Source organism: Paracoccus angustae, from assembly GCF_042648745.1.
GTDB classification, from domain to species: Bacteria; Pseudomonadota; Alphaproteobacteria; order Rhodobacterales; family Rhodobacteraceae; genus Paracoccus; species Paracoccus angustae.
The window spans coordinates 62,813-89,431 of record NZ_JBHRXY010000014.1 but is presented as its reverse complement, the minus strand read 5'-3'; the positions used below and the strand labels follow the sequence as shown (position 1 = coordinate 89,431).

General features: G+C 63.5%; 24 protein-coding genes and 1 tRNA gene. 2 read left to right on the top strand and 23 right to left on the bottom strand.

Going from position 1 to position 26,619, the window contains the following annotated elements:
- Positions 1 to 36: 36 nt before the first annotated feature.
- Positions 37 to 798 carry a hypothetical protein gene (locus tag ACFOM8_RS15250; RefSeq protein WP_377762780.1) on the bottom strand — a complete coding sequence of 254 codons (762 nt, stop codon included), beginning with the start codon at positions 796 to 798 and terminating at the stop codon, positions 37 to 39.
- 842 nt (positions 799 to 1,640) lie between these two features.
- Between ACFOM8_RS15250 and ACFOM8_RS15245 the strand changes: the two genes are divergently transcribed.
- Entirely contained in the window at positions 1,641 to 6,347 is a 4,707-nt protein-coding gene (locus ACFOM8_RS15245) for a DEAD/DEAH box helicase family protein (RefSeq protein WP_377762778.1), read from the top strand.
- Between the two features lie 35 nt (positions 6,348 to 6,382).
- Positions 6,383 to 6,832: a hypothetical protein gene (locus ACFOM8_RS15240; RefSeq protein ID WP_377762787.1), complete on the top strand. Its 450-nt coding sequence runs from the start codon at positions 6,383 to 6,385 to the stop codon at positions 6,830 to 6,832.
- Here the strand turns inward: ACFOM8_RS15240 and ACFOM8_RS15235 are convergent.
- From ACFOM8_RS15235 to nuoF, 22 genes are all read right to left on the bottom strand, one after another.
- Entirely contained in the window at positions 6,787 to 6,921 is a 135-nt protein-coding gene (locus ACFOM8_RS15235; RefSeq protein WP_377762785.1) for a DUF5131 family protein, read from the bottom strand. The two genes, ACFOM8_RS15240 and ACFOM8_RS15235, sit on opposite strands and share 46 nt — an antisense overlap.
- A gap of 429 nt (positions 6,922 to 7,350) precedes the next feature.
- A tRNA-Ser gene (locus ACFOM8_RS15230) sits at positions 7,351 to 7,440 on the bottom strand.
- A 54-nt stretch (positions 7,441 to 7,494) separates the two neighbouring features.
- Entirely contained in the window at positions 7,495 to 8,229 is a 735-nt protein-coding gene (gene trmB, locus ACFOM8_RS15225; RefSeq protein WP_377762777.1) for a tRNA (guanine(46)-N(7))-methyltransferase TrmB, read from the bottom strand.
- 31 nt (positions 8,230 to 8,260) lie between these two features.
- Complete coding sequence (locus tag ACFOM8_RS15220; RefSeq protein WP_377762783.1) at positions 8,261 to 8,725, bottom strand: metal-dependent hydrolase; 465 nt, start codon at positions 8,723 to 8,725, stop codon at positions 8,261 to 8,263.
- 39 nt (positions 8,726 to 8,764) lie between these two features.
- Complete coding sequence (locus ACFOM8_RS15215; RefSeq protein WP_377762775.1) at positions 8,765 to 10,441, bottom strand: ribonuclease J; 1,677 nt, start codon at positions 10,439 to 10,441, stop codon at positions 8,765 to 8,767.
- Positions 10,434 to 11,213, bottom strand: a complete 780-nt coding sequence (locus tag ACFOM8_RS15210; RefSeq protein ID WP_377762774.1) for a type III pantothenate kinase — start codon at positions 11,211 to 11,213, stop codon at positions 10,434 to 10,436. Before ACFOM8_RS15210 ends, ACFOM8_RS15215 begins: the two co-directional genes overlap by 8 nt.
- A 3-nt stretch (positions 11,214 to 11,216) precedes the next feature.
- Positions 11,217 to 11,975, bottom strand: coding sequence for a biotin--[acetyl-CoA-carboxylase] ligase (locus ACFOM8_RS15205; RefSeq protein WP_377762782.1), 759 nt, complete (start codon positions 11,973 to 11,975; stop codon positions 11,217 to 11,219).
- 10 nt (positions 11,976 to 11,985) lie between these two features.
- Positions 11,986 to 13,488: an NADH-quinone oxidoreductase subunit NuoN gene (gene nuoN / locus ACFOM8_RS15200; protein ID WP_377762772.1), complete on the bottom strand. Its 1,503-nt coding sequence runs from the start codon at positions 13,486 to 13,488 to the stop codon at positions 11,986 to 11,988.
- Positions 13,489 to 13,498: 10 nt separating this feature from the next.
- Positions 13,499 to 15,076 (bottom strand): NADH-quinone oxidoreductase subunit M, encoded by a 1,578-nt coding sequence (locus ACFOM8_RS15195; RefSeq protein ID WP_377762770.1) that lies wholly within the window; start codon positions 15,074 to 15,076, stop codon positions 13,499 to 13,501.
- A 1-nt stretch (position 15,077) separates the two neighbouring features.
- Positions 15,078 to 17,366, bottom strand: a complete 2,289-nt coding sequence (nuoL, locus tag ACFOM8_RS15190) for an NADH-quinone oxidoreductase subunit L (RefSeq protein ID WP_377762768.1) — start codon at positions 17,364 to 17,366, stop codon at positions 15,078 to 15,080.
- A 6-nt stretch (positions 17,367 to 17,372) separates the two neighbouring features.
- Positions 17,373 to 17,678: an NADH-quinone oxidoreductase subunit NuoK gene (gene nuoK / locus ACFOM8_RS15185; RefSeq protein ID WP_377762767.1), complete on the bottom strand. Its 306-nt coding sequence runs from the start codon at positions 17,676 to 17,678 to the stop codon at positions 17,373 to 17,375.
- An 81-nt stretch (positions 17,679 to 17,759) separates the two neighbouring features.
- A complete protein-coding gene (locus tag ACFOM8_RS15180) occupies positions 17,760 to 18,251 on the bottom strand; it encodes a hypothetical protein (RefSeq protein ID WP_377762765.1) in 492 nt (163 codons plus the stop codon).
- 142 nt (positions 18,252 to 18,393) lie between these two features.
- A complete protein-coding gene (locus ACFOM8_RS15175; RefSeq protein WP_377762763.1) occupies positions 18,394 to 18,996 on the bottom strand; it encodes an NADH-quinone oxidoreductase subunit J in 603 nt (200 codons plus the stop codon).
- A complete protein-coding gene (locus ACFOM8_RS15170) occupies positions 18,993 to 19,403 on the bottom strand; it encodes a carboxymuconolactone decarboxylase family protein (RefSeq protein WP_377762761.1) in 411 nt (136 codons plus the stop codon). Before ACFOM8_RS15170 ends, ACFOM8_RS15175 begins: the two co-directional genes overlap by 4 nt.
- Positions 19,400 to 19,891 carry an NADH-quinone oxidoreductase subunit NuoI gene (nuoI, locus tag ACFOM8_RS15165; protein ID WP_377762759.1) on the bottom strand — a complete coding sequence of 164 codons (492 nt, stop codon included), beginning with the start codon at positions 19,889 to 19,891 and terminating at the stop codon, positions 19,400 to 19,402. Before nuoI ends, ACFOM8_RS15170 begins: the two co-directional genes overlap by 4 nt.
- Positions 19,891 to 20,076 (bottom strand): hypothetical protein, encoded by a 186-nt coding sequence (locus ACFOM8_RS15160; RefSeq protein WP_377762757.1) that lies wholly within the window; start codon positions 20,074 to 20,076, stop codon positions 19,891 to 19,893. Before ACFOM8_RS15160 ends, nuoI begins: the two co-directional genes overlap by 1 nt.
- A 3-nt stretch (positions 20,077 to 20,079) precedes the next feature.
- The gene (nuoH, locus tag ACFOM8_RS15155) at positions 20,080 to 21,111 is read right to left on the bottom strand and encodes an NADH-quinone oxidoreductase subunit NuoH (protein WP_377762756.1); all 1,032 of its coding nucleotides are present in this window, start codon (positions 21,109 to 21,111) and stop codon (positions 20,080 to 20,082) included.
- A gap of 16 nt (positions 21,112 to 21,127) precedes the next feature.
- A complete protein-coding gene (locus ACFOM8_RS15150; protein WP_377762755.1) occupies positions 21,128 to 21,895 on the bottom strand; it encodes a hypothetical protein in 768 nt (255 codons plus the stop codon).
- Positions 21,896 to 21,900: 5 nt separating this feature from the next.
- Positions 21,901 to 23,934 carry an NADH-quinone oxidoreductase subunit NuoG gene (nuoG, locus tag ACFOM8_RS15145; RefSeq protein WP_377762753.1) on the bottom strand — a complete coding sequence of 678 codons (2,034 nt, stop codon included), beginning with the start codon at positions 23,932 to 23,934 and terminating at the stop codon, positions 21,901 to 21,903.
- A gap of 12 nt (positions 23,935 to 23,946) precedes the next feature.
- The gene (locus ACFOM8_RS15140; RefSeq protein ID WP_377762751.1) at positions 23,947 to 24,441 is read right to left on the bottom strand and encodes a DUF5333 domain-containing protein; all 495 of its coding nucleotides are present in this window, start codon (positions 24,439 to 24,441) and stop codon (positions 23,947 to 23,949) included.
- Complete coding sequence (locus tag ACFOM8_RS15135) at positions 24,438 to 25,274, bottom strand: glycosyltransferase family 32 protein (RefSeq protein WP_377762749.1); 837 nt, start codon at positions 25,272 to 25,274, stop codon at positions 24,438 to 24,440. Before ACFOM8_RS15135 ends, ACFOM8_RS15140 begins: the two co-directional genes overlap by 4 nt.
- 28 nt (positions 25,275 to 25,302) lie before the next feature.
- Positions 25,303 to 26,598, bottom strand: coding sequence for an NADH-quinone oxidoreductase subunit NuoF (gene nuoF / locus ACFOM8_RS15130; RefSeq protein ID WP_377762748.1), 1,296 nt, complete (start codon positions 26,596 to 26,598; stop codon positions 25,303 to 25,305).
- Between the last annotated feature and the right edge of the window lie 21 nt (positions 26,599 to 26,619).

Sequence of the window (26,619 nt, the reverse complement as noted above, 5' to 3'; positions counted from 1 at the left end):
TCGTTAACGACGTCGCTATGCACGTGTCTTAGCCGATCACCCCACGCTCAGGCAGGCGGTGGAAATCGGGTGGTTACTCTTTAGCTTCAGCACGCGGCTCTTGAACTCTTCAAGGCCCGGATGAACGATGCGATCCATCTTCGCGTAATTCGTGTCCAGACGGTAGTTCGCGATGGACATCAACTCGCGTAGCTTCTCCTGGTATTCGTGAGTGGGTTGATATTTCCGCCCATCAGGCCCCCACGACTCGATTAGTTCATTTGCCCGCCGCAACTGATCCTCGGTCGGATCTTGAATACGGTAGCCATTCGTATTCGTCTGCTGGAGATTGCTGGTCCGATTTTCCGTGTTTTCAGGCTCCCGTACCAGGTAGTGTGGCGGGTTGTGGTAGTGGTTGTCCCTTGCCTCAGCCACTGACCGGCCGGAAACGATCACGACGTCAATGATCTGGGGCTTCCCATAGAGGATCTTCTCCGGAAGCCACGCCAGCATGCAGACGTCTGTATTGTTGTCCGTGAAGTGGTTCTGGCTGTCCTTGAAACGGGCGGTGATTTCGGTCGATAGCGGAAACCATGCCTTGATCTCAAACCCCGGCTGCGGTGTCACTCCGTCGAAAACGGCATCCGGAAACCCCGGGTCCTGACGAAGCCATGTCCCCTGGCCTGCGAACTCTTCCTGATCGTCGAGGTATTCGACCACGTTGAACTCGATCAGATTGCCCAGGATCGGCGATAACTTCGAGATGATCTTCGAGAGATTGACCGCCGCTTCAGGTGATACCGGGGGTTCGACCGTCAAGACGTCGAACCTGTGCCCGGACAATTCCTTTAGGTGATCGCCTGCGATCCGTAGAACTTCTTTTGTATCAAGACTCATTCTTCACTGCCCGAGATGATTTTTCACGCAAGCTATACACTCGGTGTAGCCGGGTCGAGTCGGCACACAATCTCGCCTTCTCAATCGTGGCTGTGAGAGGCGTGGCAGCACCATCGGTCTGCCGGAACCTGCTTTTTGGATCGTCCTTCGTTAAGGTACGCAACCCAGAACACGAGCGTCTACATGGCCGAACAACGACAGATAGCTGAAAGCTGCGGAGGGCGTGCGCGGTGGCGCTAACGAAGAACAAGTTCGCTTTCGGTTCCGTCCGCTACGTGTCCCCGAAATCGAAGTGTTCTTCTCGACCCGAAGAAAATCGATTGATTTTCCGATACTTGCAAGCAATTCACCAAACTGGCGCAGTCATCAGGTCCGGAGAATATCGGCCCGAGAGACCGATTTCGGGCAGCCTGGCGGTGGGGCCGGTGCTCAGCCCTACCCGCACAACCCTCGAAAACAACAAGAAAATCCGGCCGCCGCCGGATCGGGAGAACGCTTTCGCGAGGGCAAGTGGCGGAGGGGATGGGCCTGATATCCAACCTTCTCCAGTATAAGTCATTGATCTATATATTGAAACCATTCAGGCCCCCCGATACCTCACCGACGAATGGCGTCGCTCCCGACACCTGCGTCGCTGAACGAGGGAGGCGATGCTCTCGTAAGCAGTTGCCGCTCCCCATCTCTCGCGGCTAGTCTGGCAAACAGGATGATGGCGTGCGGGAACAGCCTACGCAGATGTTTCCATTGAGGTATTTGAGGCGTGCATGGATGTTCGCAACCAGGAATCCGATCTAGAGCAACTGGCAGAGTTCGTTCATGACGAATGCCGAAAGCGCCTTAAGGCCTACGAAGCACAGCCGCGTGACGCGGCCGAGCATTTCGAGACCGAGAACGAAGTCCTGTCAGGCGGATACGCCTATCGACAGTTGTACGAACTGGTGCAGAACGCTGCCGACGCGATCCTCGAGGCCGCGGAGCCCCAAGGGCGGATTCATGTCCGTCTCTCCCCCAATCGGTTGGAGGCGGCCAATACCGGCGCCGCCCTGGATGAACCGGGAATTGTAGCGCTTCTTAATGCCCGCAGCTCCCCCAAGCGCGGCAATCAGATTGGACGGTTTGGTATCGGGTTCAAGTCGCTGCTCAAGCTGGGCGGTCGCGTTGACCTAACATCCAGATCTGTAGGTCTGCGCTTCGACCCCGAGGCCTGCCGTGATCGGATTCGTCGACATCTTGGTCTTGCCAAGGATGCTCCCGCGCCCGGCATGCGGCTTGCCGAGGTGCTAGATCCCGCCGCCGAAAGTAGCCCGCTATCAGAAGCGAGCAGATGGAACTGGGCAACCACCGTCGTTTCAGCGGAAATTGCGGATGAGACCGCGTTCGAGCGACTAAGCCAGGAGATTGCAGATTTCCCGGCCGAGTTTCTGCTATTCCTGCCCTCGGCAATCTCCCTCGAGCTGGAAGTGGAAGGTGCTGCACCCCGTCTCTTGACCAAGCGGATTGAAGACGGGCTCGCGGTTGTGAGCGACGGAACCAACGAGGCCCGATGGAAGGTCTTCGAGGCGTCGGTAAAGGTCGACAGCCCGGCCGCGCGCTCCGACGCAACACACATCCAGGCGAGGGAACAAGTTCCACTGTCGTGGGCGGTGCCGGTCGGTGGTCGCGAACAAGCTGGTCGCTTCTGGGCGTTCTTCCCGACAGAAACGCAAAGCCGCACTTCGGGCATCCTCAACGCACCGTGGAAACTCAACAGTGACAGGACCAACCTGATCCGAGGTCCATGGAACGAAGCGATCATGCAAGCCGCGGCCGACCTGATAAGCGGCTCGCTCACGGCGTTGTCGACACCCGAGGACTGTGGGGCCGCCGTAAGTGCGTTCCCGCGTCAACCGGAACGGCAGGACGAAATCGCCGTGCCACTCATTCGGTCTCTCTGGGACCAGATCGTTTCGTCTGAAGTGTTGGCTGACGTGAATGGCATCCCGCGCAGTCCAAGCCAGCTCCTGCGGCATTTCGTTGAGGACACGGAGATCTGCAGATCGTGGGCCGACCTTGCGAGCGCGGATGCGCGGGATCGTTACCTGCATCCAGACTGCTATTCGTCCGAGGCAAGGGTATCGCGATTGAATGCCCTCGTCACGGAAGCAAAGCGCCGGGACATGCAGGTCTTGGCGAAATCGCCCGCCAATAAATGGCTCGACTGCATTGCGCACACAGATCTCGCCATGGCGAGACGGACCTTGGCGTTCACCGGTAACCTACTGAGGGAGAAGTTCAAATACGGACTGTTCAGCGTTCCAGAAGCATGCCTTATACCCACCGCAGATGGGGGTTTGGCCGCCCCTTCGGAAGCAGTGATTGTATCCGGATCAGCGCCGCCCGCAGGCTTTCTAGCGGTTGCTGAGGGACTTGTTTCGGACAAGGAGGCCCGCGATATCCTCGTCAATCTGATGGATGTCACCGAATTGGCATCTGCATCGTGGTCCGACATTCTCGAGGCCTCGCTGACGACCGCCGAGGATTCCAATCGGCCAGAAGACTGGGAGAACTTCTGGTACAACATTGCCTCGGCGCCACAGGAAGCGAGGCAGGAATACATTGATGAGCTTGATCCGGAGCGCACCAAATTCCGCGCAGTATCCGGAAATTGGACAAGCCGGAGCCTGTTGATTGTACGGGAGACTCCATCGGGATTTCCCGAGGATCATGTCATGGACCCGCAATTTCGGCAGCAGATCGAAACCACGGTCCCATCGGACTGGCTGTCGGAGTTCCCCGGTATCGAGGAGTCCGCGGACCGAGACGATCCGGACTTCAAGGACTATCTCCGCTTGTTGAGCCCTGGTTTCGATGAGATTTGCAGGGAGCACTCCGGAAGCACGCCACGATACTTACCCAAGTTCTCGAGCTATTCGATACGCATGCCGTCAGGGTGGCGGCTGCTTCCGGTGCTGCCTACGGCGAGTTCCGCACAGCTGAGTCGGATGCTGCTGGGTGCGATCGCGCAATTCGCCGAAAATGCGTCTAGGGTGACCATCGTACATCCGACACGTGCGGACGCCTACCCGAAGGTGACGGCATCGCATCCAGCCTATTTCTGGCTGACGGAGCATGGACGCATACGCGTCGGCAACCTCGTAGTGCCGCTAAAGTGCATCCCCCCAGAACTTGCTGAGATCTTGGCTGAGGCTGAAGTCCAGGGGTTCAAGCCTGTTGAAGGCTTTCTCCGGGCAAGGGATGCTGAGACGGACTTGGGATCTCGCTTCACCTGGCGCAGGGCCAAACTCACGCGAGAGGCCACCGCGCGTTTCTGGGAGCAAGTCTTCACTTCAGTTTCGGAAAGAAAAAGGGACTTCAAGGCCCTGCGGCCGGTATGGGAGATGGCACATGCTGACGGTGCCATTCCAGCCACCTTGCCCAGCGCCGACGGCGCTCTCCCGCTGTCGGAAATCTATGTGACCGCCGATGAGAGCGTCGGGCACGATCTCGACGATGGCAGGATAATCTTGTTGTCCGAGGATGTGGCTTCGGCATGGGTGGCAGCCGGCGCGATGGAGCTCGGCGCCGGGCCGTCGATGTCATTCGAGAAGCGTCTATCGGCGCCGTCGCACCTCCTCGATCTTTTCCCCGAGTTGGCTGCAGCGCAGGAAGACTCTGAGGTGCTGAGGACGATCCCGGCCGTCTGGGTCAGCGGCCTTGAAGAAAGTGTCGGGCCTTTCAGGCGAGCGGTGACAGTCGGAATGGACGCCGACGGCGCGTTTCTTATCGACCGTGAGCAGTTCGGCAGTCGCGGCTGGAAGGAAGGTGTTGAACTACTGCTTCGCTGCCTCGCGCGCCATGGGATCATTCACGATGGCGCAGATCTGGAAGAAATCCTTTCCCGAATAATGGATCGCAGATCAGACGAGGCGCGAAAGGCAGTTCGAGATGAGAGGTCGCTTGAGCTCAGATTGCTGAAAGCGATTGGCGGTGACATCGAGACCCTACTCGGAACTCTGACCCCTGCTACCCGTCAAGCCGTAGAGAACCATGTCGATCCGGAAAGCCTCGCTCGGTTGGCGCTGGCGGTTCACGGACCAACGTTGCTCAGCAGGCTGAGAGACGCACTCGAGCTTCGGGGGCTTGCGCCTCCCAAACGCTGGGGCGGGGAGCAAGCGCGCGTGTTCGTGCAAGAACTTGGCTTCCCGATCGAGTTTGCCGCCTCGGTCGGAGGCCGCCGAGATGCAGAATTGTCTGTCAGCGGGCCCCTTCACCTACCACCGCTCCACGACTACCAGGAAGATATCCTGACGAGCATAGGTTCGCTTCTCAACACCGACGCCGGTCGCCGCCGGGCTGTGGTCAGCCTGCCCACAGGCGGCGGCAAGACGCGTGTCGCTGCCGAGGCTGTCGTGAGGCTGGTCTTGCAAGGTGATGGACGTCGAACTGCACTCTGGATTGCCCAGACCGATGAACTTTGCGAGCAGGCTGTCCAGTGCTTTCGTCAGCTCTGGGTCAACGTGGGAGAGCCCGGCGAAGACCTCCGCATCGTGCGGCTATGGGGCGGTCAACGAAACCCTTCGCCGCCGGAAGGCGATGAACCAACCGTGGTAATTGCGAGCATCCAGACCTTGAACAGCCGTAGTGGTCGTCCCGAACTGGCATGGGTCGCCCAATCCGGGATCATCATCATCGATGAGTGCCATCACGCGATAACCTCGAGCTACACAGACCTTTTGCGTTGGCTCGATGTTCAGGTCGGCAGCGAGCGAGCGCGAGAGCGTGAAGCGCCCGTTCTGGGCCTAAGTGCTACGCCATGGCGCGGGTACAATGAGGACGAGTCGGAACGGCTTGCGGCGCGCTTTGACCGTCGCTGGTTTCCGTCCGACCAGGCTGGCCTTCACGACAAGCTCTCCGAGATGGGCGTGCTGGCGGACCGAAGCTATCGTCCACTTCGCTACGACAGGCCGATTACACTGACCGAGCGCGAACAGCAGCACGTCGATACCTTTGGAGAGCTTCCCGACAGCGTCGTGGACCGGATGGGCGAAGATTCCGACCGGAATGATCTGATCATCGATGCCATCGTGAACAGCAAGGCGGAGTCCATCCTCCTGTTCGCCAACTCTGTCGCCCACGCGCAGTACCTTGCGGCGAGACTACATCTTGCAGGTTGCCCTGCTGCCGCTGTCAGCGGGCAGACGGACCGGCTTGCGAGGCAGCACTTCACACGACGGTTCCGTGCCGGCGATCTACGGGTAATCTGCAATCACAGCGTCCTGACTACCGGCTTCGATGCTCCAAAGGCCGACATGGTCCTGATCTCAAGACCTGTCTTCAGCCCCGTACTCTACATGCAGATGGTTGGCCGAGGCCTCAGAGGACCGGCGAACGGCGGTACCAATCACTGTGAGATCATGACCGTTGAAGACAACATCATTAATTTCAAAGACCGGCTCGCCTATCACTTCTGCAGGCGCTTTTTTGATACTTGAAGCAGCGCGCGAGTGCCCTGCAGGAAGGAATGCCAATGATCGCCGGAGCAAGACGCTTGCCCACCATGCACGTTTCTGTACGGGTGCCATGGCACGACAGTCGCTGGGCGGGTAAGATCTGCGCCAATCCTCGGGGAAATACATCCTGCTTGATCCTGCCAAGAGTGGCGGAAACCAAGGATGACGATTTCGAAACGAGTGTTGCGGGAACCAATTGGGATACTGAGGGCGTTCGGCTACCTGCATGCGCCGCAGAACGCAGAGCGTTTATGGCACCTTTTGGTTATACGCGCAGGGTCCGCCACCCGTATAGCCACGATCCCAGATACAAGCATTTTCAGGAAAGCGGATTTCATCATGCGGCCTTCTCGGCGGCGGCTGTTCCGTTCGCCTGGATGATGAAGAATTCGGACGACGGAATCCCCGACCGGGCCAAGGCCTACAGCCTCGACGACCAGAGTGTCAGGTCAAAGCCCTGCTCGTAGGGGTGTCCAGGGATTCCACGCCAGCGCTCTGCGAACCGCTCGGCGTAGCAGTTGTCACAACCGGGACCGACCTTGGTGCAGCCCGTCACCGGGTTCCACGTCGCGTCCGTCCATTCGATGTCTGACCTCTGGGCCAACTGCTCGCCTCACACTTTTTCACAACGGTAACACGCAGCTGACTCAGCACAAAGCACGAACAGCGGCTGGGGTGAAATTGGTCCCAGCTGCAGCCTAACCGCGGCGCAACGGGCGGCGTTCGATCTCTGTTCCATTCGCCATCCAGATGGATTTTCCAAATCGCGTGCATCACGGGCTTCGAAATATCACTTGAAAACAATGACTTACGGCTATTCACCGGAAGCGCGGCGGTTAACAGGTCCGGAGAATATCGGCCCGGAGAGAACGCGTGTGCGCCCTTCGGGACGTGGGCCGGTTAACAGCCCCTCCCGCATAACCCCCGAAAACAACGGAAAAATCCGGCCGCAGCCGGATCGGGAGAACGCTTTCTCAAGGGCAAGTGGCGGAGTGGAAGGGATTCGAACCCTCGAGACGGTTTCCCGCCTGCACCCTTAGCAGGGGTGTGCCTTCGACCACTCGGCCACCACTCCGCCGGCGGGTATATGAGCGGGCACGGACAGAGACAAGGGGTTTTTGGGGCGACTTCAACCGAAAACGTCGTCCCGGCCCTTGCGCCGGAAGGTCGCGTAATGCGGCACGCGGCCCTCGCGCAGGGCCTTCTGCTCGTAGCGGGTGCTGAGCCAGTCTTCCCAGGCCAGCGGCGTCTCGGCCACAAGGTCGAAGCCTGCGCGCGGCACCTCCTCCAGCGTCTGGCGCATGTAGTCGGGGATGTCGGTCGCCACCCGGAACTCGGCCCCGGGCTTCATCACGCGGGCCAGCGGGATCAGGTGTTCGGGCGTCACGAAGCGGCGGCGGTGGTGCCGCGCCTTGGGCCAGGGGTCGGGATAGTTCAGAAAGGCGCGGCTGATCGAGGCGTCGGGCAGCACGTCCATCAGGTCGCGCGCGTCGCCCGGATGGACGCTGACGTTGGTGACGCCCGCATTGCGGATCTTGCCCAGCAGCATGGCGACGCCGTTGATGAAAGGCTCGCAGCCGACGATGCCGATGCCGGGGTACCGGGCGGCCATGTGGACCATGTGTTCGCCCCCGCCGAAGCCAACCTCCAGCCAGACCGGGCGGTCGTCTCCGAAGATCGCACGGGGGTCGATGGGGCGACGGTCCGGGTTGTCCTGCACGGTAATGCCGCGCGGGCGAAGATCGCCCAGATCCTCGGACAGATAGCCCTTTTGGCTTTGCCGCAGGGTCTTGCCGTGCCGCCGCCCATAGAAGTTGCGGCGCGGCGGGTTCGGATCGAAGGCGGATTTGGACGAGTCTGACATGGGGCGGGATTGCACCGCGCGGGGCGCAGGGTCAAGCCTGCGCCGCGTTCCTTCGGTTACCCGCAAGGACCAGAGCCGCCCATCCGCAGATCGTCAGTTCCAAAAGAAAGGTCCAGTGCAGCACGAAGCTGTGCACCCACCAGTCGTGGCGGGCCGGAACGACGACAAGGTTGACCTCCGCATCGCTGAACGGCATCAGCCAGGCGATTTCGGCTGCCACGCTGTCCGGGACCATGTGCAAAAGCAGGCTAACAAGCGCGATGCCGAGGAACGGCATTGCCCCGCGCAGGCCGAGCCCCATAGAGGCAATCCACAGGATCAGCGCCACGGCCACCCAGAACAGCGGCCAGTGAAAGACGAATTCGTGATGCGGGTTCTGGCGGCCATTGACCAGATAGAACCAGATCAGGTCCAGATCCGGCAGGACCGAGGCGACCAAGCCGGTCACCATCAGCCCGCGGCGGGCCGGGTGGCCCCGGCCAGGCCGTTCGCCCAGCAGGTATCCGGCAGGAAGATTGGCGGCCAGAACCCTGCCCTATTCCCCCATCAGGCGGCTGATGATCACCGTCACCTCGGGCTTCTTGCCGATCTCCTCCATGGCGACCTGGCGGGTGATGCGGCGGATCGCCTCGTCCATCTTGGCGTCGTCGCGCACCACGCGGGCAGCGGCGCCTTCAAGGAACTCGGACAACTCGCCTTCGATATGGGCGCCCAGATCCTCGCCGCGCCGCGTGCGGCCGGGCAAGCCCATCAGTTCCACCCAGGCGTCGGGCAGGACGTTGTCGTACTCGTCCACGATCACGCTGACAAGCGCATGGCCGTTCAGCGCCATGCGGATCCGGTCGCGCACCACGCCGTCCATCGCGCCGATCAGCACCGTGCCGTCCAGATACAGCCGTCCGGTTTCCACCTGGTCCACGATGCGCGGCACGTCGCCCGTCAGATCCAGCACCGTGCCGTTGGTCGCGATCTCGGCGGCGATGCCCTTGGCGCGCGCCAGCATCACGTGCTCGCGCAGGTGCAGGTGCTCGCCATGCATGGGAATGACGATCTGAGGCTTCAGCAGCTCGTGCAGGGCCTCGATGTCGGGGCGGTTCGCGTGGCCCGACACGTGGTAAAGCCCGTCGTCGGCATCGTAGACCTCGACGCCCATTTCGCTCAGCGCGTTCATGATCCGCCCGACCGAACGTTCGTTGCCCGGGATCGTCTTCGAACTGAACAGGAAGCTGTCACCTTCCTTGAGTTGCAGCCCCAGATAGCGGCCCCGCGACAGTTGCGCGCTGGCGGCGCGGCGCTCGCCCTGGCTGCCGGTCGCCAGCAGCATCACCTGGTGGCGGGGCAGGCTGGCGGCTTCCTCGGGGCCGATGGTGTCGGGGAAATCGGTCAGCACGCCGGTTTCCAGGCCCACGGCCACCATCTTGCGCATGGCGCGGCCCAGCAGGCAGACCTTGCGGCCCCCGGCGATGGCGGCCTCGGACAGGGTCTTGAGGCGCGCGATGTTGCTGGCGAAGGTCGTGGCCACCACCATGTTCTTCTGCGCCATCACCCAGTCCAGGATGGGATTGGCCAGCATCGCCTCGGACCGTCCGGGGTTGGGGGAAAAGATGTTGGTGCTGTCGCAGGCCAGGATCTTGATGCCCTTGCCTTCCTCGGCGATGTGGTGCCAGGCGATCGGATCGAAGGGATCGCCAACCACCGGGGTGCCGTCCAGCTTGAAGTCGCCCGTGTGCACCACCCGGCCCGCCGGCGTGTCGATGATCAGCGCCGCGCTTTCGGGGATCGAGTGGCTGACCGGCACGAACTGCACGGTGAAGGGGCCGACCTGCGTCACCTCGGGGCGCGGACCCACGATGTTGACCACCGAGGGCGAATGGCCCTGATCCTCCAGCTTCAGGCGGACAAGGGCGCCGGTGAACTGGCGGGCATAGATGGGCACGTTCAGGCGGCCATACAGGTGGCCCAGGGCGCCCAGGTGATCCTCGTGCCCGTGGGTGATGAAGATCGCGTCCAGCCGGTCGCGGTTCCCCTCCAGCCAGGTCAGGTCCGGCATGATCAGGTCGATGCCGGGACTGCCGTCCATGTCGCCGAAGCTGACGCCCAGATCCACCAGGATCAGCCTTTCGCGTCCGGGTTGGCCATAGCCGTAGACATAGGCGTTCATGCCGATTTCGCCCGCGCCGCCCAGCGGCAGATAGATCAGGCGCTCAGCCATTGCCCATCTCCTTGTTGTAATCGTGAATGAGCCGCAGCCCGTGCATCGTCAGATCGTCCTCGATCGCGTCGAACAGGTCAAATCCTTGATCGAACAAGGGCGCAAGCCCCCCGGTCGCGATAACCTTCATCGGCCGCGCCCGTTCCGCGCGGATCTGGCCCACCACGCCGTCCACAAGGCCGATATAGCCCCAGAAGATCCCCGACTGGATGCAGGCTACCGTGTTGGTTCCGATGACCTTGGCGGGCATGGTCACATCGACATGTGGCAGGCTGGCCGCGCCCATGTGCAGCGCCTCCAGCGACAGGTTCACCCCCGGCGCGATCACCCCGCCGATATAGGCCCCGTCCATGTCCACCACGTCGAAGGTGGTGGCGGTGCCGAAATCCACGACGATCAGGTCGGGCCCGTGCCGGTCGAAGGCGCCCACGGTGTTGACCAGCCGGTCGGGGCCGACAACGGTGCCGCTGTCCACGCGCGGGTTCACCGGCAGCAGGCAGTCGGGCTTGCCCACGACCAGCGGACGGGTGTCGAAATAGCGGCTGCACAGCACGCGCAGATTGAAGACCACGCGCGGCGCGGTGGAACTGATGATGCAGGCGTCGATGTCCAGGTCGAACTTCTGGCCCTCGATCAGGGTGGACAGCCAGACGAAGTACTCGTCCGCCGTGCGCCGGTGGTCGGTGGCGATGCGCCAATGCGCCAGGAAACGTTCGCCGTTCCAGATGGAAAAGACGGTGTTCGTGTTGCCGGTGTCGATGCATAGAAGCATGGGTCAGGGCCTGCCGAAATGGACATCGGCTGCGGGGATCGCCTGCCTGCCGCGCGGCCCGGTCAGGATCAGCGCGCCGGTCTCGTCGATGCCGTCGAAGCGGCCGGCGATCTCGGCGGTGCCGGTGCGCGCGGTGATCGTCTCGCCCAGCATGGCGGCGCGGGCCAGCCAGGCGGCGCGGATCGGCGCAAAGCCGAAATCGCGCATCTGCCGGTGCCAGTCGTCGAAGGCAGCCGCCAGGGCAGACAGGAAATCGTCCGGCGTGACGGTCAGCCCGGTTTCGCCTTGCAGGCTGACCGGGCGGACAGCGCCGGGTTCGACTGCGGCGGCGTCCGGCGCGGCGGCAAGGTTGACGCCGATGCCGATGGCCAGGGCCTGGATGGACGCGCCCGCGCCGATGCTTTCCAGAAGTATCCCCGACAGCTTGCCGCCGTTCAGCAGCACGTCGTTCGGCCATTTCAGCGCGACGTTCAGCTGCGGCCCGCAAAGCCGGCGCAGCGCGTCATGGACGGCAAGCGCCGCGACAAAGGACAGCCGGGCCGCATCGGCGGGATTGCCTTGCGGGCGCAAGACCAGGGTCGCGGCAAAGTTGCCGGGCGGATCGGACCACGCCCTGCCCCGCCGCCCGCGCCCGGCGGTCTGCTGCCGCGCCATGATCCAGGTCGGGCCGGACAGGCTTGGCGCCAGGCGCATCGCCTCGGCATTGGTGCTGTCAACGCGGTCCAGGACATGGCGCGCCACGCCCTGGGGCCAGGGTGCCAGCAGGTCGCCGTTACTCAACGGCAGGAACCTCGGCCGGGACATCGAGAAGCAGCACGGCCTCGGCGGGCGCGGCCATGCTGACCAGCGACTCGGCAGCCGTCGCCGCGGCGGTATCGACGCCCCACATCGACACGGCGCCGATCAGCAGGAGCGCCGCCGGAACCACCAGCGCCAGGTATTGCACCGCGCCCATGCGGCTTTCGACGCCTTCGTTCTCGGCCCCGAACCACATGTAATAGACGATGCGCAGATAATAGAAGGCCCCGATGACGGATGCGATCACGCCCAGGATCGCCAGCCAGGACATGCCCGCCTGCACGGCCGCCGTCAGCACGCCATATTTGGCGAAGAAACCCAGAAAGGGCGGCACGCCCGCCAGGCTGAACATCAGGAACAGCACGGCAAAGCCCTTGAGCGGCTCGGCCTGGGCAAAGCGGTTCAGGCTGTCCAGGTCGGTGACGGGGCGGCCGTCGCGCTCCATCGACAGGATGAAGGCGAACGAGCCGACGTTCATCACCGCATAGATCGCCATGTAGAGCAGCATCGACTGCACGCCGAAGGCCGTGCCCGCCGCCAGCCCGACAAGGGCGAAGCCCATATGCGCGATGGACGAATAGGCCATCAGCCGCTTGATGTTGCGCTGCCCGATCCCGGCAACGGATCCCAGGAACATCGACATCACCGCCAGGGCCGCGATGATCTGGCCCCAATCGCCCGGCACGTTGCCGAAGGCGTCGAACATCAGCCGCGCGATCAGCGCCATGGCCGCGACCTTGGGCGCGGTGGCGAAGAACGCCGTCACCGGGGTCGGCGCGCCTTCGTAAACATCGGGCGTCCACATGTGGAACGGCACCGCCGAGACCTTGAAGGCCAGGCCCACCAGCAGGAACACAAGGCCGAACAGCAGGCCCACGGACAGCTGCCCGCCAACAACGGTCTGCACGATCCCGGCAAAGCTGGTCGTGCCCGAGAAGCCGTAGACCAGCGAAGCGCCGTATAGCAGCATCCCCGAGGACAGCGAGCCGAGGACGAAATACTTCAACCCCGCCTCGGAGGACTTCACGCTGTCGCGGCGCATGGCGGCGGCGACGTAAAGCGCCAGCGATTGCAGTTCCAACCCCATGTAGAGCGACAGCAGGTCGCTGGCCGACACCATCAGCATCATGCCGATGGCGGCCAGCGTGATCAGGATCGGGAATTCGAACCGCATCAGCTTGTGGCGGTCCATGTAGTCCGCGCTCATCGCCAGAACGGCGGCGGCGGAAATCAGAACCGTGACCTTGGCGAAGCGGGCAAACGCGTCGTCGGTGAACATGCCGAAGAACGCCACCTGCTGAGGGCGGTCGGCGAAGCCCACGTAAAGGCCGACCACCAGCAGCGCGGCCACGGTCGCCCACAGGATCGGACGCGAAAGGGCGTCCTTGCCGAAATAGGCTCCGGCCATCAGCGCCGCCAGGGCATAGATCGCCAGCACAAGTTCCGGCAGGATGGTCGAGAAATCGAGCGCGGTCATCGTGCTTACCTCAATGGCTGGCGTCAGTCGTGTCCGCCCGGGCGGTGACTGCAAGCCCGTCGCGTCCGTCATGCGGCAGGGCGTCGTGATAGTTGACCAGCAGCGCCTGGACGGCGGGGCCGGTGATGTCGGTGACGGCGCGCGGATAAACGCCCAGATACAGCGTCATGGCGATCAGCGGCACGAAGACCCACTTTTCGCGCGGGGTCATGTCGGTGATGGTCCGCAGGCTTTCCTTGATCAGCGCGCCCAGCGTCACCCGGCGATAAAGCCACAGCGCATAGCCCGCAGACAGGATCACGCCGGTCGCGGCGACAAAGGCCACCCAGGTGTTGGCCTTGAAGGTGCCCATGAGGGTCAGGAACTCGCCCACGAAGCCCGAGGTGCCGGGCAGGCCCACGTTGGCCATGGTGAAGAACATGAACACCAGCGCATAGACCGGCATCCGGTTCACCAGGCCGCCATAGGCGTCGATGTCGCGGGTGTGCATCCGGTCGTAGATCACGCCCACGCACAGGAACAGCGCGCCCGAAATGAAGCCGTGCGACAGCATCTGGAAGATCGCCCCGTCCAGGCCCTGCTGGTTGGCGGCAAAGACCCCCATCGTCACGTAGCCCATGTGCGCGACCGAGGAATAGGCGATCAGCTTCTTCATGTCGGTCTGCGCCAGGGCCACCAGCGAGGTGTAGACGATGGCGATCGCCGACATCCAGAAGACCAGCGGCTGCAACAGGTCGCTGGCGACCGGGAACATCGGCAGGCTGAAGCGCAGAAAGCCGTAGCCCCCCATCTTCAGCAGCACCGCCGCCAGCACCACCGAACCCGCGGTCGGCGCCTGCACATGCGCGTCGGGCAGCCATGTATGGACCGGCCACATCGGCATCTTGACCGCGAAGGAGGCGAAGAAGGCCAGGAACAGCAGCGTCTGCACCCCGCCCGGAATGGTCAGGCCCAGCACGCGCACGGTTTCCGACGGAAAGGCGGTTCGCGCCGGATCCAGCAAAACGGCAATATCGGTCGTTCCCGCCATGCGCGCCATCGCGATCATCGCGACCAGCATCAGGACCGAGCCGAGAAAGGTGTACAGGAAGAACTTGAACGTGGCGTAGATGCGGTTCGCGCCGCCCCAGATGCCGATGATCAGGAACATCGGGATCAGGCCCGCCTCGAAGAACAGGTAGAACAGGATCAGGTCCAGCGCCGTGAAGACGCCGATCATCAGCCCCTCCAGCACCAGAAAGGCGATCATGTATTCCTTGACGCGGGTCTTCACGTCCCAGGTGGACAGGATCGTCAGCGGCATCAGGAAGGTCGTCAGCAGCACGAACAGGACCGAGATGCCGTCCACCCCCATCTTGTAGCGCAGGCCCATGATCCAGGGGTGATCCTCGACGAACTGGAAGCCGGTATCGGCCGGGTCGAAGCCCGCCAGCACGAAAAGCGAGATCAGGAAGGTCGCCGTGGTCGCGATCAGCGCCAGCCACTTGGCGTTGCGCTGCGCGGCCTCGTCCTCGCCGCGCAGGAACAGGGCCAGGATGCCCGCCGCGACGATGGGCAGGAAGGTGATGATCGAAAGAAGGTTCGTCATGTCAGTGCGCGCCCCGCATCATCACCCAGATCAGCAAGCCCACGATGCCGACAACCATCGCAAAGGCGTAGTGGAACAGATAGCCCGACTGCACGCGACCGGCGAAGCGTGTCAGGCGCGGGATGATTCCCATGGCCACCCCGTTGATGGCGCCGTCGATAACCGCTCCGTCGCCGCCCGTCCACAGCGCGCGGCCGATCCACAGCGCGGGCCGTACGAAGACGAAGTGATAAATCTCGTCGAAATACCACTTGTTCAGCAGGAAACGGTACAACGCGGGCTGCTGCGCCGCCAGTTTCGCGGGCGCGTTCGGATAGCGGATATACATCAGCCATGCCAGCCCAAGCCCGATCAGCATCGCGACGAAAGGCGACAGCTTCACCCAGGCCGGGACCGAGTGGGCGTCGTGCATGACCTGGTTGTCCGACCGCATGAAGATTGCGCCCTGTTCGAAACCCGCCATGGCCTCGTGGCCGTCGGCTGTCGTTTCCTCGGCCGGGTCGCTGGCCGCACCGGCGGCGGCATGGGTCGCGGCGCCTTCGGGCTCGCCATGCGGCGCCTCGGCCACGGCGCCGTCCAGCGCCTCTCCATGGCCGCCTTCGGCCTGCTCATGCGCCGCTTCGGGCATGCCGAAGAACCGTTGCACGTCGTCGCCGAAGAAGCTGCCATACCAGATCATGCCCGAGAAGATCGCGCCCAGGGCCAGGACGGCCAGCGGAACGGTCATCACCGGAGGGCTTTCGTGGGCGTGGTGATAGGCATGCAGCGGGTCGTGGTGGCCGTCATGCCCGTAATCGCCATGCCCGTGATCGCCATGCCCGTGGTTGCCATACCCGTGCGTCCCGTGGCCGTGCGTCCCGTGGCCGGGAACGGGCTGGACTTCTTCTTCGGACTTGATTTCGGCGTCCCAGACCTTTTGCGGGCGCGGTTCGCCCCAGAAGGTCAGAAACATCAGCCGCCACGAATAGAAACTGGTCATCAGCGCCGCGATCACCAGCAGCCAGAAGGCATAGCCCACGCCCGAGGCATAGGCGCTTTCGATCACGGCGTCCTTGGACAGGAAGCCCGCGAAGCCGATACGGGTCAGCGGAATGCCCACGCCGGTGATGGCCAGCGTGCCGATCAGCATGGCGGCGAAGGTATAGGGCACCTTCTTGCGCAGCCCGCCATAGTTGCGCATGTCCTGCTCGTGGTGCATGGCGTGGATCACCGAACCCGCGCCCAGGAACAGCATGGCCTTGAAGAAGGCGTGCGTGAACAGGTGGAACATGGCGACGGAATACACGCCCACGCCTGCCGCCACGAACATGTAGCCCAGCTGCGAGCAGGTCGAATAGGCGATCACGCGCTTGATGTCGTTCTGCACCAGGCCCACGGTCGCGGCGAAGAACGCGGTCGAGGCGCCGATGATCGTCACGAACATCTTGGCTTCGGGCGCAAACTCGAACAAGGGCGACATGCGGCAGACCAGGAACACGCCCGCCGTCACCATGGTCGCGGCGTGGATCAGCGCGGACACCGGGGTCGGGCCTTCCATCGCGTCGGGCAGCCAGGTGTGCAGGAACAGCTGCGCCGACTTGCCCATGGCCCCGATGAACAGCAGCACCGCCAGCAGGTTCGCGGCGTTCCAGTCGGTCCACAGGAACTGCATCCGCGCCTGCGCCAGTTCGTCCACCTGGGCGAACACCGCGTCGAACTGGATGGAACCCGTCATCCACCACAGCCCGAAGATCCCCATCAGGAAACCGAAGTCGCCGACCCGGTTGACGATAAAGGCCTTCATCGCGGCGGCGTTGGCCGAAGGCTTGCGGTAATAAAAGCCGATCAGCAGGTAGGAGGCGACGCCCACCCCTTCCCAGCCGAAGAACATCTGAAGCAGGTTGTCCGCCGTCACCAGCATCAGCATGGCGAAGGTGAAGAAGGACAGATAGGCGAAGAAGCGCGCCTTGTAGTGTTCGTGATGGGTCCAGTTGTCGTCATGGGCCATGTAGCCCATCGAATACAGGTGAACGAGCGCCGACACCGTTGTCACCACGATCAGCATGATCGCCGTCAGGCGATCCAGGCGGATGGCCCACTGGCTGCTGAACTCGCCCGACACGATCCAGTCCATAACGGGGATGTGCTGCGTCTCGCCCGCGAAGGTGGAAAACACGATCCAGGAAAACAGCGCGCAGACGAACAGCACGCCCGTGGTCAGGATCATCGCGGCCTTTTCGCCGATGACGCGCCAGCCGAAGCCCGCGATCAGGGCGCCCAGAAGCGGCGCGAACAGGATGAATTGCACCATGACCGATCAGCCCTTCATCACGTTGACATCGTCCACCGCGATCGAGCCGCGGTTGCGGAAGAACACCACCAGGATCGCCAGGCCGATGGCGGCCTCGGCCGCGGCGACGGTCAGGATGAACATGGTGAAGATCTGCCCCGCCAGGTCGCCCAGATGGGCCGAGAAGGCCACGAAGTTGATGTTGACCGACAAAAGGATCAGTTCGATCGACATCAGGATGACGATGACGTTCTTGCGGTTCACGAAGATGCCGAAGATGCCGGCGACGAACAGGATCGCCCCCACGACAAGGTAATGTGTCAAGCCTATCATCGTCTTTCGTCCCTTCGGGCCATAGGGCCGTCTTGTTTTCCCTGGCATTGGTCAAGGTCGCCGCCAGGACATCTCATTTCATCATTGCCACTGCGCAAGCAGATCGGGGTGATGCGTCCGGCAGCCACGGACCGCTCGCTGGTTGTTTGTGGTATCGACCAGGCCGGTGGCGACCTGAAAGCCTTCGTCTTGCGCACCGCGGGCCAATTGGCCCGACGTGGTCAAGCGGCCCGCGCACCGCAAGCGGTCAACAAAACCCTGAACGGTGTCGCCCTTCATGGGGGCAGTGCCCAAGGTCCAGTCATGCTCGACCCGCGCGATCGGCTTGTCCGCGCTGTCGACCAGGGAATGACGCCGATAGATCGTGCCATTGGCATTCTGCTGCTTTGTCCCGATGCCGATCTTGCCCGAGCCTTCGTAGAGGATCGGAGCTTCGGTATAGGACGATCCGAGACTGGTCACGACCGCGCCGCGACTGGCCTGCGGCTTCGCGACACCCGCCGTGTCCTCCTGGACACAGCCCGCAACCGCGTCTGCGCCAAGCAACATGCAAAGGTTAACCGCCTTACGCATTATCCGACCGCTTCCTCAAAACAGAATGCAATGCATCCCCTGAACTTCATCATCGACACGGGCCTTTACCCGCTGAAATACCCGTTCGCCACAAGAACCGCCGTTGCGATCCCCACGGCAATGGCCGTCCATAAGGCAGCGTTCACAACCCCTGCCCCGGCTTCACGTCGCGCAACTCCATCGCCTTGGCGGGGTCGCGATACATCTGCTCCAGCACGTTCTGGCGCTTGATGTCGCGGCGGTGGCGCATGGTCAGGGTGATCGCGCCGATCATCGCGACCAGCAGGATCAGCCCGGCGATCTGGAACGGCAGCAGATAGCGGTCGTAAAGCAGCAGCCCGATGGCATTGGTGTTCAGCGCCTCGTCTACGATGGGCGCGGTCCGCAGAATTTCGGCCTGGCCGGCGATTTCCCAGCCGCCGAAGGCGATCACCAGAAGCGCCAGCAGCACAAGGCCGATCAGCCCGGCCAGCGGCAGATACCCTGCCAACTCGCCGCGAAGCTCCGCGAAGTCCACGTCCAGCATCATCACGACAAACAGGAACAGAACGGCCACCGCGCCGACATAGACGATCACCAGCAGCATCGCCACGAATTCCGCGCCTTGCAGCACGAACAGCCCGGCCGAGGCGATAAAGGCCAGGATCAGCCACAGCACCGAATGCACCGGGTTCCTGGACAGCACCACCATGAAGCCCGCCAGGCAGACCGAGACGGCGAACAGATAGAAGGCGAAGGTGATCATTCCTGTTTTCCTTCGTGTTCCGTGAAGACGGTCTGCGCGACCTCCAGGGCCTTCTGCATGGCCGGAATGCCGCCGAACATCCCCATCTGATAGATGACCTCGGCCACTTCGCGCGCGGTCGCCCCCGCCTCGATGGCGTGGCGGATGGTCAAACGAAGCTGCGGCTCGGCATGGGCGCCCAGGACCGTCAGCGCGGCGATCGTCACCAGAAGCCGGGTCTTGGCGTCCAGGCCGTCGCGGTTGAAGGTGCGGCCGAACCACATTTCCAGCATGTCCGCCGGCATGGTCGGGATCATCTTCTCGAACGCGCGGGGGTCGAGGTTTTCCAGCGCAGGGTTGAACGCGCGAGCCATTTCCTGACCCGACTGCATCATCTGCTGAAACAGCTTGGTGAAGGCGTCGCTCATCGGTAGGGCGCGTCGATGGACAGGTTGCGGGCGATCTCGGCTTCCCAGCGGGCGCCGTTGTCCAGAAGCTTCTGCTTGTCGTAGAACAGCTCCTCGCGGGTTTCGGTCGCGAATTCGAAATTCGGGCCCTCGACGATGGCATCGACCGGGCAGGCCTCCTGGCAGAAGCCGCAATAGATGCACTTGGTCATGTCGATGTCATAGCGCGTTGTGCGGCGCGAACCGTCCTCGCGCGGTTCGGCGTCGATGGTGATGGCCTGGGCGGGGCAGATCGCCTCGCACAGCTTGCAGGCGATGCAGCGTTCCTCGCCGTTGGGATAGCGGCGCAGCGCGTGTTCGCCCCGGAAGCGCGGCGACAGCGGACCCTTTTCGTGGGGATAGTTGATCGTCGGCTTGGGCGCGAAGAAGTATTTCATCGCCACGCCGAAACCCTTGAGGAAATCGACCATCAGGAAATACTTGGTGGCGCGGGTGATGTCGAAGGCCATCAGAATTCTTCCCCTTGCTTGGGCGCGGCGAAGCGGTCGAAGGCCGCCACGTACTCGCGCACCCTGGCGCTGTCACGGGACTGATCAGCGGTATCCAGATTGTTGGACAGGAAATGCGCGAACTCGACCTTGTCGGTTTCCGACGCGTTCGCAAGCACTTCGGCGATCTTGTTGGAATAAGCCATGGATCACGCCCCTGCCCAGCGGGCCCAGAAGGAACCGAACACCTCGAAGCGGGCAAGAAAGGCGATCAGCACGACCCAGCCGAGCGACAAGGGCAGGAACACCTTCCAGCCGATCCGCATCAGCTGGTCATAGCGGTACCGCGGCACCATGGCCTTGACCATGCCGAACATGAAGAACCAGAAGACCATCTTCAGGAACATCCAGATCGCGCCGTCGGGGATCCCCGGGATGGGCGACAGCCAGCCGCCGAAGAACAGCAGGCTGATCAGCGCGCACATCAGCCAGATGGCAATGTATTCGCCCGCCATGAACAGAAGGTAGGGGGTCGAGGAATATTCGACCATGAAGCCCGCGACCAATTCGGATTCCGCCTCGGCTAGGTCGAAGGGCGGGCGGTTTGTCTCGGCCAAGGCCGACACGAAGAATAGCACCAGCATCGGGAAATGCGGCAGCCAGTACCACGACAGCAGGCCCGCGCCCGCCTGCGCCTCGACAATGGCGGTGATGTTCATCGAGCCGGTCGAGATGATGACGCCGATGATGATCAGGCCCAGGCTGACCTCGTACGAGATCATCTGCGCCGCAGCCCGCAGCGACGACAGGAACGGGTATTTCGAGTTCGAGGCCCAGCCGCCCATGATCACGCCATACACCTCGAGCGAGGACACCGCGAAGATGAACAGGATGCCCACGTTGATGTCGGCCATCACCCAGCCGGGGGCAAAGGGAACCGCGACGAATGCCAGCAGCGCCAGGGTCATCGACAGAAAGGGCGCCAGGAAGAAGACGAACTTGTCGGCCCCGGCGGGAATCACGATTTCCTTCAGCACGTATTTCAGCGCGTCCGCAAAGGTTTGCAGCAAGCCCCAGGGACCGACCACGTTCGGGCCCCGCCGCATCTGCACGGCAGCCCAGATCTTGCGGTCGCCATAGACCAGAAAGATCAGCGACAGCATGACAAAGGCGATCACCGCCAAACCCTGCGCCAGAAGCAGGATCGTCATGCCCAGAGAGGATGCCCAGAATTCAGCCATGCCCGTCCCTATCCCATTACGCGGCGGGAATGCCGCGCGCCTTGCACTCGCGCAAGGTTTCTTCCGTTTCCATCACCCGCAGCCCCATCGGCTTTTCGTCCGACAGCGTGAATGCGGCACCGATCATCAGCTTGCCGTCGCGCGTGTCCTGAAGCGTGCGCACATGCCGCCCGTACGGCCCGCCATTCCGCTTGGCCCAGCCTGCCAGCGCGCAGGTGGCATACGAGAAGGCAATATCGGCGTCCACCCCCTGGCGCAAGTTCGCCGTCACCTCGACCAGATCGGACGATCCGCCGGGGGCAAGCGACGCCACCCGGGCGCCCATGAAGTCCGCAGGATCGACGGCGGTCCCCTCGGCCCAGGCGGGCAGCGCGGGTTGCGTGCGGGCGGCGAATTCCTCCAGCGCCTTGTCCTGGGCGGTTTGGCGCGGCGGCAGGTCGGGGGCCGCGCCCGCCCCCAGGTCCAGATCCAGATTGGCGTTCAGCGCCATCAGGTCCGCCTCGGACACCGCAAAGGCGTCCTGCCCTTCGGGGCTGTCCAGCGCCATGGTGGTGACGCTGCCGTCGGGTTCCAGAATCAGGATCTCGCCCGATTTGGTGGAGATGCGGGCCAGCGTCAGGGGCGCCTTGCCATTGGCCGCGCCAGGGGTGGCGACCTTCGCGGTCATCGTCTCGGGCTTGGGCTTGGGGCGGCCAAGGGTGGCGTCATCCGCGCAACCGGCCAGCATCGCGGCCCCGGCAAGGGCCGCGATCAGATGGCGGGGCTGGCGGGACGCTGGCCACATGGCTGTCACTCGGCCGCCAGGGCGGGGGCGTTGCGCGCAGCCGCCATGCGGGACAGCTCGGCCATCAGGGGCGAGGACCGGGCGATCGGGTTCGTCAGATAGAAATCCTTGACCGCGTAACGGAAGGAAGCCTTGCCCAGATCCATCCGGTCGAGCGGACGCCATTCGTTTTCCGGCACCTGGTCGATCATCGCCAGATGCGGCACGGCCTCGACCAGCGCGCGGCGCAATTGCGTCAGGCTGTCCCAGGGCAGCGTTTGGCCCAGTTCGGCGGACAGCGCCCGCAGGATCGCCCAGTTCTCCTTGGCCTCGCCCGGGGCGAAGTTCGCGCGCAGCGCCAGTTGGGGACGGCCCTCGGTGTTCACGAACAGGCCGTTTTCTTCCGTATAGCAGGCGGCGGGCAGAATGATGTCGGCGCGGTGCGCGCCCCGGTCGCCATGGCTGCCCTGATAGATCACGACGGCGCCCCCCTTTTCAGAACGGGGGGCCACGTCCACGTCGTCCGCGCCGAGGTTATAGATCACCTCGGCCCCGTCGATGGCGGCAGCCAGCCCGCCCTCGGTGACGGCGCCCACGTCCATGGCGCCCGCGCGCGAGGCGGCCGTGTGCAGGACCAGCAGCTTGCAGTCGTCCAGTTCGCAGATGCGCATGGCGTTGGCCAGCACGGCCTCTCCGTCCGCCTCGCGCAGGGCGCCCTGGCCCACGATCACGATGCCGGGCGTGCCCGCGGTGGACTTGAGGTCGTCCTTGACCAGATGGGTCAGCGCGGCGCGGTCGTTGCCGTGGTGGTGATAGTCATAGGTCAGATCGACCGGATCCCCGATCAGCGCGATCTGCGCGCCATGCGCCCAGGCCTTGCGGATGCGCGCGTTCAGCACCGGCGCTTCCTCGCGCGGGTTGGTGCCGATCAGCAGGATGCGCTTGGCGCTGTCGATGTCGGCAATGGTCGCCGTGCCGACATAGGCGCCCCGGTTGCCCGAGGGCAGACGCGCGCCGTCGGTGCGGCATTCGACGCTGCCGCCCAGACCTTCGATCAGTCGCTTCAGGCTGAACGCCGCCTCGACCGGGGCCAGGTCGCCCACCAGACCGGCGACCTTGCGGCCCTTCATCGCGCTGGCCGCCGCCGCCAGGGCTTCGGGCCAGGTCGCCGGACGCAGCCTGCCGTTCTCGCGGATATAGGGCTTGTCCAGCCGCTGGCGGCGCAGCCCGTCCCAAACGAAGCGGGTCTTGTCGCTGATCCATTCCTCGTTCACGTCGTCGTGGTTGCGGGGCAGGATGCGCATGACCTCGCGGCCCTTCACGTCCACGCGGATGTTGCTGCCAAGCGCGTCCATCACGTCAACGGTCTCGGTCTTGCGCAGCTCCCAGGGGCGGGCCTTGAAGGCATAGGGCTTGCTGACAAGCGCGCCGACCGGGCACAGGTCGATGATGTTGCCTTGCAGGTTCGAGGCCAGCGTCTCGTTGAGATAGCTGGTGATCTCGCTGTCCTCGCCCCGACCGGTCTGGCCCATCTGGCTGATGCCCGCGACCTCGGTCGTGAAGCGCACGCAGCGGGTGCAGCTGATGCAGCGCGTCATGTGCGTTTCGACCAGCGGCCCCAGGTTCAGCTCCTCGGCCGCGCGCTTCGGCTCGCGGTAGCGGCTGAAGTCCACGCCATAGGCCATGGCCTGGTCCTGAAGGTCGCATTCGCCGCCCTGGTCGCAGATCGGGCAGTCCAGCGGATGGTTGATCAGCAGAAACTCCATCACGCCCTCGCGGGCCTTCTTGACCATGGGGCTGTTGGTGCGGATTTCCGACGGCGCGCCGTCCGGGCCGGGGCGCAGATCCTTGACCTGCATGGCGCAGGACGCGGCGGGCTTGGGCGGGCCGCCCACGACCTCGACCAGGCACATCCGGCAGTTGCCCGCGATGGACAGCCGTTCGTGATAGCAGAAACGCGGGATCTCGATCCCGGCCATCTCGCAGGCCTGGATCAGGGTCAGGTTGGGATCGACCGCGATCTCGGTCCCGTCGATCTTGATCGTGCGCAAATCGGCCATCGGCTTTCTTCCTTACCTGGCAACCAGAAGCGATCCGGCGATCGTCTTCCGTTCTATCTCTTGCCGCCCCAAACGGCAGAACGTGTCGGGCTGGCCGTTCACCACCCCGTTGGCGACCATGTAGCGGTCGGCCTCGGCATAGATGCGGCGGCGCTCTTCCTTGCTGTCCAGAAAGGCGTCGATCTGCGCCTCGCTGTATCCCCGGTCCAGGGCATAGCGTTTCAGCTTGCGCGCCTCGGAAAAGGCCTTGATGATCCGCGCGTCCAGATCGGGGCAGCCCCGGCGCAGCATGTCGGCCACCCGGGCCTGCACAAGGTTGTCGTTGACGTGGCGGTCCTGCGACAAGGGCGGCAGGGCGGCGGCGGGCAGAACGCCCAGAACGACAACAGCGGCGGCGGTCCGCACCCGCTTCATCCAGAACGACGGCCGGGCCTTTCTCGCGCGGGCCAGGGCCCGACGAAAGCCGGTCTCAAGGCAGGCAGGCAAGGCGGAATGGCGTCCGTTCATGGCCGCGCCTTCAGCAGCATTGTGGCGACCTTGCGGACGCGGCGCCTGGTGCGCTGCATCTCCGGCTGGATGCGGCTGAACCAAAGACGCGCCGCATGATGGGTCAGCGGACCGCTTTTTATCACCGGATCGGACATCGTTTCGTAATGCCGGCCATAATGGACACGATGGCTCTTGTGATCGCCGAACCGCGAATAACAAAAGCCGAGATCGGCTTCCATGTCCGCGAAACGATGCGGGAACCGATCCAGAATGGGAAAGATCGCCTTTGTGTAGGCAATCGGGCCGGTGGTCCGCAGCACGCCGATCCGGCCCACGCCGCTGCGCCACACGTCATAGCTGGCAATGTTGGACATGACCCGTTCGATCACGGCACGCAGGAACGGATGACCCGCGGAAGCGGCGATGTACCAGTTCACGAATTCGTCGCCCGGAACATCGGCCAGATCGGCGTGGCCGCCTTGTCCGGCAGGACGACCGCGAAGTTCGTTCCACTGGCTGAGCAGATAGGTGTCGTCGGGGCGCAGAACCTCATCCAAGGGCCGCGATGCTTCGGATTTCACGTCAAGATAAACGCCGCCATGCCGTTCGCACAGAAGATACCTCAGAAAATCGGCGCGGGCCGCATAATAGATCGCATCGATCTTGTGATAAGCGTCCTGGATGTCCTGCCCGCAATTCTCGGCAAGCCAGCTTTCGGCCGCGCGGCGGTCATAGAACCTGTGTTCCCACGACGGGTTGCGCCGATGAAAGGCCGTTATCCGCAGGCGATCGGCCTCGGGCAGGGCGTCAAAGCCCCCGAAGTAAATCTGATGTGTAATCCGGGGGATCATGCCGATGTCCCCTTGCGATCCGACATCGTCATTCCGCAGCCATCGCCCCCATGCGGCCAGTGCGCTTGGCCTTGATACGGTCCTCGATCTCCTCGCGGAAGTTGCGGATCAGGCCCTGGATCGGCCAGGCGGCGGCGTCGCCCAGGGCGCAGATGGTGTGGCCCTCGACCTGCTTGGTCACGTCCAGCAGCATGTCGATCTCGGCGACTTCGGCGTCGCCGCGCACCAGGCGCTCCATCACCCGCATCATCCAGCCGGTGCCTTCGCGGCAAGGCGTGCACTGGCCGCAGCTTTCGTGCTTGAAGAACTTGGACAGCCGCCAGATCGCCTTGATAACATCGGTCTGCTGGTCCATCACGATCATGCAGGCGGTGCCGAAGGACGACCGCAATTCCCGCATTCCGTCATAGTCCATGATGGCGTTTTCGCACTGCTCCGCCGTCAGAACCGGGCAGGAGGCGCCGCCAGGGATCACCGCCTTGAGGTTCTTCCAACCGCCGCGCACGCCGCCCCCATGCTTTTCAATCAGCTCGCGCAGGGGGATCGACATGGCCTCCTCGACCACGCAGGGCGTGTTCAGGTGGCCGGTCAGGCCGAACAGCTTGACGCCCGCGTTGTTGGGGCGGCCGAAGCCCGCGAACCATTCCGGCCCGCGCCGCAGGATGGTGGGCGTCACGGCGATGGATTCGACGTTGTTCACCGTGGTCGGGCAGCCGTAAAGCCCCGCGCCCGCCGGAAAGGGCGGCTTCATGCGCGGCATGCCCTTTTTGCCTTCAAGGCTTTCCAGCAGCGCCGTTTCCTCGCCGCAGATATAGGCGCCCGCGCCGTGGTGCAGATAAAGGTCGAAGTCCCAGCCGGACCCCGCCGCGTTCGCGCCCAGCAGCCCCGCGTCATAGCATTCGTCGATGGCCGCTTGCAGGGCTTCCTTCTCGCGGATGAACTCGCCCCGGATATAGATGTACGCCGCGTGCGCGCCCATCGCGAAAGAGGCGATCAGCGCGCCCTCGATCAGCGTGTGCGGATCGTGGCGCATGATCTCGCGGTCCTTGCAGGTCGCGGGTTCGGATTCGTCGGCGTTGATCACCAGATAGGACGGGCGGCCGTCGGATTCCTTGGGCATGAAGGACCACTTGAGGCCGGTCGGAAAACCCGCGCCCCCGCGTCCGCGCAGGCCCGATGCCTTGATCTGCTCCACGATCCTGTCGCGCCCACGGGCGATGATTTCGGCCGTGCCGTCCCAGTGGCCGCGCTTGCGCGCGCCAGCCAGGCTGCGGTCGCCCATCCCGTAGAGGTTGGTAAAAATGCGATCCTGATCTTTCAGCATCCTGTTCTCAATCCTCTCGTC

Bases quoted from the DNA above. Each gene is read 5' to 3' on its own strand.
- nuoL (WP_377762768.1), bottom strand. From the start codon at position 17,366: ATGGTGCAATTCATCCTGTTCGCGCCGCTTCTGGGCGCCCTGATCGCG.
- ACFOM8_RS15135 (WP_377762749.1), bottom strand. From the start codon at position 25,274: ATGATCCCCCGGATTACACATCAGATTTACTTCGGGGGCTTTGACGCC.
- ACFOM8_RS15215 (WP_377762775.1), bottom strand. From the start codon at position 10,441: ATGGCTGAGCGCCTGATCTATCTGCCGCTGGGCGGCGCGGGCGAAATC.
- ACFOM8_RS15195 (WP_377762770.1), bottom strand. From the start codon at position 15,076: ATGACGAACCTTCTTTCGATCATCACCTTCCTGCCCATCGTCGCGGCG.
- nuoG (WP_377762753.1), bottom strand. From the start codon at position 23,934: ATGGCCGATTTGCGCACGATCAAGATCGACGGGACCGAGATCGCGGTC.
- ACFOM8_RS15240 (WP_377762787.1), top strand. From the start codon at position 6,383: ATGATCGCCGGAGCAAGACGCTTGCCCACCATGCACGTTTCTGTACGG.
- nuoF (WP_377762748.1), bottom strand. From the start codon at position 26,598: ATGCTGAAAGATCAGGATCGCATTTTTACCAACCTCTACGGGATGGGC.
- ACFOM8_RS15210 (WP_377762774.1), bottom strand. From the start codon at position 11,213: ATGCTTCTATGCATCGACACCGGCAACACGAACACCGTCTTTTCCATC.
- nuoN (WP_377762772.1), bottom strand. From the start codon at position 13,488: ATGACCGCGCTCGATTTCTCGACCATCCTGCCGGAACTTGTGCTGGCG.
- trmB (WP_377762777.1), bottom strand. From the start codon at position 8,229: ATGTCAGACTCGTCCAAATCCGCCTTCGATCCGAACCCGCCGCGCCGC.
- ACFOM8_RS15150 (WP_377762755.1), bottom strand. From the start codon at position 21,895: ATGTGGCCAGCGTCCCGCCAGCCCCGCCATCTGATCGCGGCCCTTGCC.
- ACFOM8_RS15175 (WP_377762763.1), bottom strand. From the start codon at position 18,996: ATGATCACCTTCGCCTTCTATCTGTTCGCCGTCTCGGTCTGCCTGGCG.
- ACFOM8_RS15245 (WP_377762778.1), top strand. From the start codon at position 1,641: ATGGATGTTCGCAACCAGGAATCCGATCTAGAGCAACTGGCAGAGTTC.
- nuoH (WP_377762756.1), bottom strand. From the start codon at position 21,111: ATGGCTGAATTCTGGGCATCCTCTCTGGGCATGACGATCCTGCTTCTG.
- nuoK (WP_377762767.1), bottom strand. From the start codon at position 17,678: ATGATAGGCTTGACACATTACCTTGTCGTGGGGGCGATCCTGTTCGTC.
- ACFOM8_RS15160 (WP_377762757.1), bottom strand. From the start codon at position 20,076: ATGGCTTATTCCAACAAGATCGCCGAAGTGCTTGCGAACGCGTCGGAA.
- ACFOM8_RS15180 (WP_377762765.1), bottom strand. From the start codon at position 18,251: ATGCGTAAGGCGGTTAACCTTTGCATGTTGCTTGGCGCAGACGCGGTT.
- ACFOM8_RS15140 (WP_377762751.1), bottom strand. From the start codon at position 24,441: ATGAACGGACGCCATTCCGCCTTGCCTGCCTGCCTTGAGACCGGCTTT.
- nuoI (WP_377762759.1), bottom strand. From the start codon at position 19,891: ATGGCCTTCGACATCACCCGCGCCACCAAGTATTTCCTGATGGTCGAT.
- ACFOM8_RS15170 (WP_377762761.1), bottom strand. From the start codon at position 19,403: ATGAGCGACGCCTTCACCAAGCTGTTTCAGCAGATGATGCAGTCGGGT.